At 67.4% G+C, this 5,380-nt stretch carries 6 protein-coding genes; all 6 read right to left on the minus strand.

Annotated features, from left to right (window positions below):
• A partial coding sequence (locus tag AC30NL_RS06265) for an RHS repeat-associated core domain-containing protein (RefSeq protein ID WP_489463151.1) occupies positions 1–377 on the minus strand: 377 nt, incomplete at its 3' end.
• Between the two features lie 133 nt (positions 378–510).
• A complete protein-coding gene (locus AC30NL_RS06270) occupies positions 511–705 on the minus strand; it encodes a DUF7706 family protein (protein ID WP_489463152.1) in 195 nt (64 codons plus the stop codon).
• 132 nt (positions 706–837) lie between these two features.
• Positions 838–1,038, minus strand: a complete 201-nt coding sequence (locus AC30NL_RS06275; RefSeq protein ID WP_489463153.1) for a hypothetical protein — start codon at positions 1,036–1,038, stop codon at positions 838–840.
• A gap of 530 nt (positions 1,039–1,568) precedes the next feature.
• Positions 1,569–2,681: a site-specific tyrosine recombinase XerC gene (gene xerC, locus AC30NL_RS06280; RefSeq protein ID WP_489463154.1), complete on the minus strand. Its 1,113-nt coding sequence runs from the start codon at positions 2,679–2,681 to the stop codon at positions 1,569–1,571.
• 123 nt (positions 2,682–2,804) lie between these two features.
• Positions 2,805–4,643, minus strand: a complete 1,839-nt coding sequence (locus AC30NL_RS06285) for a hypothetical protein (RefSeq protein ID WP_489463155.1) — start codon at positions 4,641–4,643, stop codon at positions 2,805–2,807.
• Positions 4,541–5,380: toprim domain-containing protein (locus AC30NL_RS06290; RefSeq protein WP_489463156.1), on the minus strand; the 840-nt coding region annotated here is incomplete at its 5' end. The genes AC30NL_RS06290 and AC30NL_RS06285, both read right to left, overlap by 103 nt.

A 5,380-nucleotide genomic window follows, 5' to 3' on the forward strand; every position in this document is an offset into this window, starting at 1 on the left:
ACAAGGCGACCATCCGGATCGGTGTACCTAGTCGGCTGATTCAGCGCATACGAATAGGTATTGATGCCTCCAGCCAGTCCAATCGGATCAGACTCTACATATGTCCGCCCTGACGCGAGTTCACCGTAGATGAGGCTCGGCGCCAGAGGCGAGTTCAGCGGTGAAGCGGCTAAGAAGAAGACGTGCTCCCAGCGGTCGGAGGTTTTTTGCGTAGAGGCGCATTCTGCCCCGCGCGCGCACGCGCGGGGGCAATCCTCTTTAGCCGCTGCTCTTTTCGTCGCGGCAACCCGGCGCCACATCGGGTCAAGGGCACGAAGCGGCGAAGCGAACCCTTGACGCGGCACGGCCAAGAAGCACGCTTGCCGATTGCGGTGCATGCCGAGACTTCGGCTTGCACCGCAGTCGTTGCCGCGTTGCTCTTGCGTCCTTCTGTTGTGCTGGGCGGGAGTTCTTCAGCGCGGCCGGCGTTGCACCGGCCGTGCCGGTGCAACGCCGGCCGCCTGCACTGGACTACCGAGGCGCGATGCCGACTTCAGCCAACGCGCTGCGCACGCGCTCGGTGGCCGTGATCATCAGCCGCGCCTCGATGTCGTCTTGTGCCAGGCCTCGGCAGTCGCTGAAGCCGATGCGCTTGAGCAGTTGCGCCAACGCCCAGGCCTGTTCGCCGTCGAGTTCGACGTGCAGCGTGACGGTGTGGTCTTGCATGTGTTGTTCCTTCGGATGTGTGGTGCCTGGCGCTCACCGCGAACGCCGCTGGCCAGCCCCCAGGAGCGCCGCGCGCAGCCGGGTCAAGGGCGCAAAGCGGCGCAGCGAACCCTTGACGCGGCGAGCACGGCGCTACGCTTTTCGCGTAGTACCAGCGCGCAAGGTAAGGTCGGTGGCTCGCTCGCCGTTGCACACGAAGCCGGCCTCGGCGTCGGTGATGCCGCACAGGTCGCCCACGAAGCCGCGCAAGACGGTGCCGGGCTCCACGTGGTCGGCGCGGCAGTGCTCGACGAACTGCGCGGGCAGCGCGAGCGTGACGGTGATGGTGTTCATGCGGTGTGTCCTTGGAGGTGTGCCCGGCGCTCAACACGAACGCCCGCCGGCAGCTCCTCACCCGCGATGCACGACCGTTCAAGACCGGTGGCGCACCACGCTGGTGGTTTGACGACCAGGGAGCCCCCTCGGGGGGCGGATGGGCGGCGGGCCGGGGCCAACCCAAGGACTGCGCGCAGCGCACTGACCAGAACCCTTTGCGGCCAACGACCGCAACCACCTTCAGCCTACGCAGCAGGCGCTGCGGGGCGCCAGACATAACGGGGGTTGCTCACGCTTGCTCGCACGGAGCCGCCTCGGGCGGCGAATGCGGCAAGCGTGAGCAACAGCCCGTTATGTGAACTTGCCGCAGGCAAGTTCCCCCGCAGGGACTGCGCAAGGACAGGCGGGCTCGATGCCCGCTTGGCCTTGACTCAACACCCCGCGCGCAGCGCCTGGTTTCTTGGGCCGTGTTCGACGCCCCATCGGTGGAGTCGGCACGGCGCAGAGACGGCGCGGGGCTTGCTGCGCAAGCCCCGTGACGGAACGGGCTACGTGGCCTCGGCCGTCGCGTCGTCATCCAACGCCCGCAGAAGCGTTTCGCCCTCGTCGGCAGGCTCACCCCCATCCACCGCGCCTTGCTCGCTGCCACGCCTGTGCAATCGCGCCGGATGCGTCCTGTCGTGCACCGCCTTCAACTGCATGATCGACACCCGCGTGTAGACCTCGGTCGTGCTCAGGCTCGCATGCCCGAGCAGCGCCTGGATGTAGCGGATGTCCGCCCCGTTCTCCAGCATGTGCGTCGCGCACGCGTGCCGCAGCAGGTGGCACGCGGCGTTCGGATGCGTGTCCTTGAAGCGCTCCAGCTGCGCCACCTCGATCACCTTCTTGACGATGTTGGACAGCTGCTTGGGGTCCATCGCGTGGCCGTGCTTGGCCAGGAACAGCGTTCCTTCGTCCACCTCCTCGATGTACCCGGGCCGCACCTCGAAGACGTACTTTTCGATCCAGCGGCACGCACGCTCTCCGATGGGCACCACGCGGTCCTTGCCGCCCTTGCCCAGGCGAACGAACACCGTGCCGTTGTTCAGGTCGACGTCATCGACGCGCAGCGCCGCCACTTCACTGCGGCGCATGCCGGTCGAGTACAGCGCTTCGAGCATCGCGCGGTCGCGTAGCCCCAGGCCCGTGGGCTCGGTGGTGTCGCAGGCGTTGAGCACCTGCTCGACCTCGGCCACCCTGAGGATGTCGCGCGGCAATCGCTGTTGCTGCTTCGGAAGCTCCAGCTCGGACGCGGGGTTGTAGAGCAAGTGGTGCTGCCGCGCCATCCACTGGAAGAACGCGCGCACCGAGCCGAGTCGGCGGCTTTGCGTCTGGAACGACAGCGGCGCTCCCTCGGCCTTGGTGCGGTACAGGAACACGTGTTGCCGGTAACGCTCCAGCATCGCCCGCGTCACCTCGTCGGGACGCTGCACGCCGCGCTCTTCGCACCAGTCGATGAAGTAGCCCATCTCGATGCGCCGCGCCTTCACCGTCATCGCCGCGTACTGCATCGCCGCCGTCCACCCCAGGAAGTCCACCAGGTAGCCGCGGAAGCCGCCCACGATGCTCGGATCGCCCGCCACATGCAGCGGTCCGGATTGCTTGCCGGGGCGCTTGCTCATCGCTGCACCTCCGAAGCGGCTAAGACGGGATGCGGGTACGGCCGGTGATGGCCGTTCAGTGCCGGGGCGTGTGTTTCATCGCTTTCGTCGGCGTGATCGGCCGCAACCCGCGCCGTTGCTTGCTTAGCCGCCGTTGGCACCTCGCGCAACCCACCCGCGATGACCCCGCCATGCCCCCGCGTTGAGGCCGCGAACTCGGGGCTGGCACCCCGCGAACTTGCCGACGTAGATGCAAGGCTCGTCGCGTCGATGAGCCCCGTCAGGTGCGGCGCGTCCACGCCCGCATCGCCGTCGAACGCGAGTTCGTATTCGTAGCTCTGGCCTCGCATGCCGCGGTGAGCCAAGAGGTATTCGAGGTCGAGCAGCCGCGCCAGGTGCACGCGCAACTGCGTGTCGCCCCAGCCGGTGAACGCGCGCACGTCGCGCCGCGTGAAGCGCACGTCGCACACCCTCACGCCGTGCTCGCTCACCTGCGCCTGCACGTGCGCCACGATCGCCGCCAGCAGCCGGCGCGTCTGCGGCGGCAGCTCGTCCAGGCTGCGGCCGAGCACCTCGTGCGCGATCGCATTCGCCTGCGCGATGTCGGCCGCGCTCGCCTCGATGTATTCGACGGCGTCGCCCTGACCGAGGTTCGGCATCGTTTTCACCGGCCGCTGGTGCTGGTGCAGCAGCGCGATGGTGTCGATGAGGGTCAGGTACTTCTCGTGGTCGCGGCGGGTGCGGGTCTTGTCGCTCAGGAACGTGAGCTGGTCGGCGTGTGGGTTCACCACCGCGAGCGGGCGCAGCAGCCGCTGCGCGTTCTGGTGCAAGCGGATCCAGGCGGGCTTTATCCTGCTTGGCCTTCAGGCCGTCGAGCGTGCGCTTGATGCGCTGCAAGCGATGGATGGCCTCGGTCTGCGCGCGCCCCTCGTCCACGCTCAACACAATGCAGCGGTTCAGCAGCTCTTCGTCGACCTCGATGGCCGTCGTCGTCAGGAAGATCATCACCGGACCTTCCACGCGGTATTGCTGCGTCACGAGGTTGCCGGTGTTGGCGTCCTTGCCGGTGCTCGCAATGGTCAACTCGCCTTCGCTTTGCAAGAGCTTCAAGGCGTAGCTCGCGCGGCTCGCGCCCTCTTCCTCGGCGATGGCGAGGATCTTGTGTTTCAGATTGGTCTCGCCCATGTAGAACAGGCTTTGCCCGGTCATCGCGCTGTACTTGATGCGCTCTTCCTCGGGCATGAAGGCGAGCACCGCATCCATCAATGAACTCTTGCCCGCCGCGCTCGACGACTGCACCACGATGGCCAGCGGTCCGCCGAGCTTGCGGCTCGTGGCCGCGAGGTAGCCCACGAGCTTGTTGGTCGCCTCGCCGACCAGGCCGCAGGCGTCGAAGTCGGCCAGGATGCGCGCCATCAACTCCGGGCTCTTGAGCAGCGCCAAGGCTTCCACCGCTTCGGCCTCGCTCATCTTCGGCGCCTCGGGCTCGACCTTCAACGCGTCCTTGATGCGCGCATCCTGCAAGGCTTCGAGTTTCATCAGCAAGCGGCCGAGGTCGATCTTCACCAGGTCTTCGCGCACCGCCAACTCTTTGGCCGCGCAGCCGATGTAGTGCGCCCGGGCACGCGCCGCGTAGAGCTCGAAGTTGTCGACGTGGTACGCCTCGCCTCGGCTGACCAGCACGTTGACCTTGAGGGTTTCGTGACTGAGGTTCCTCGTCAGGCCTCGCACGCGCCAGCGCCGGTCGCCGAAGCTCATCACCACTTCGTCGTCGCTCACCTGCGCGTCGGCGTCGACGGCGTCGACGGCGGGCATCGTCACGGGTGAAGCGGCCGGCGAGGCCGTGGGAACAGCAGCAGGCGCGACGGCCGCAGCAGCAGCTAAGGAAGGAGCTTCCTGCGCCGCTGCGGCCTCGGCCAGCAGCGCCACGTCCTCGACGTGCTGCCCCGGGGTTTCGGCGGGCGCCGCACCTTGCCGAGCCACACCGCCTTGCGGATCAACAGGCCGAGCGACTTGTCCGCAGGCGTCTCCTTGCAGGCGTACTCGTTGGCGTCCATGCCCTTGGGGAACTGCACGCGGTAGCACTCGATGCCTTGTTCCATCAGCCGCTCGGCCGCTTTCTGGGCGCCGCGCTCGCCGCCGTCGTCGCGGTCGTAGGCGATCAAGATGCGCTGCACGCCGCAGCGCTTGAACGCGGCCAGGTGGTCGTCGGTCAGGCCCTCGGCACCGTAGGCGGCCGTCACGTTGCGGTAGCCCGCGCACCAGAAGCTCATGGCGTCGATCAGCGCCTCGGTGAGGATCACTTCGCGCTGGCCCACGAGTGCGCGCACGTTCCACACGCCTTTGTGTGGGCTGGGCAGGTACAGGTGCGGCGGCTTCACGCCTTCGCCAATCTTGCGGCCGTAGACCTCGGTCACATGCCCGGCTTCGTCGATCATGGGCACAACCAGGCAGCCGTTGAAGTGCTCGTGGCCGCTCTCGCGCAGCACGCCGGTCTTTTGCAGCCGCGTGCGCAACTCGGCGCCGGCTTTGACTCGCGCGGTGGGCAAGCGCAGGCCGAGCGTTCGGTTCGCGAAGCCCAGACGGTGAACCTCGATCAGCTCTCGGTTCGCAATGCCGCGCCCCTCCAGGTAGGCCAGCGCCTCGGGGCTTTGCAGCAGGGTCTCGTGGTAGTAGCCGATGACCTGGTCGAGAAGCTCTTGCTCGCCGGCATCGAGCCC

The sequence above is a fragment of the Rhizobacter sp. genome (genome assembly GCA_021153565.1).
Classification (GTDB): domain Bacteria; phylum Pseudomonadota; class Gammaproteobacteria; order Burkholderiales; family Burkholderiaceae_C; genus Albitalea.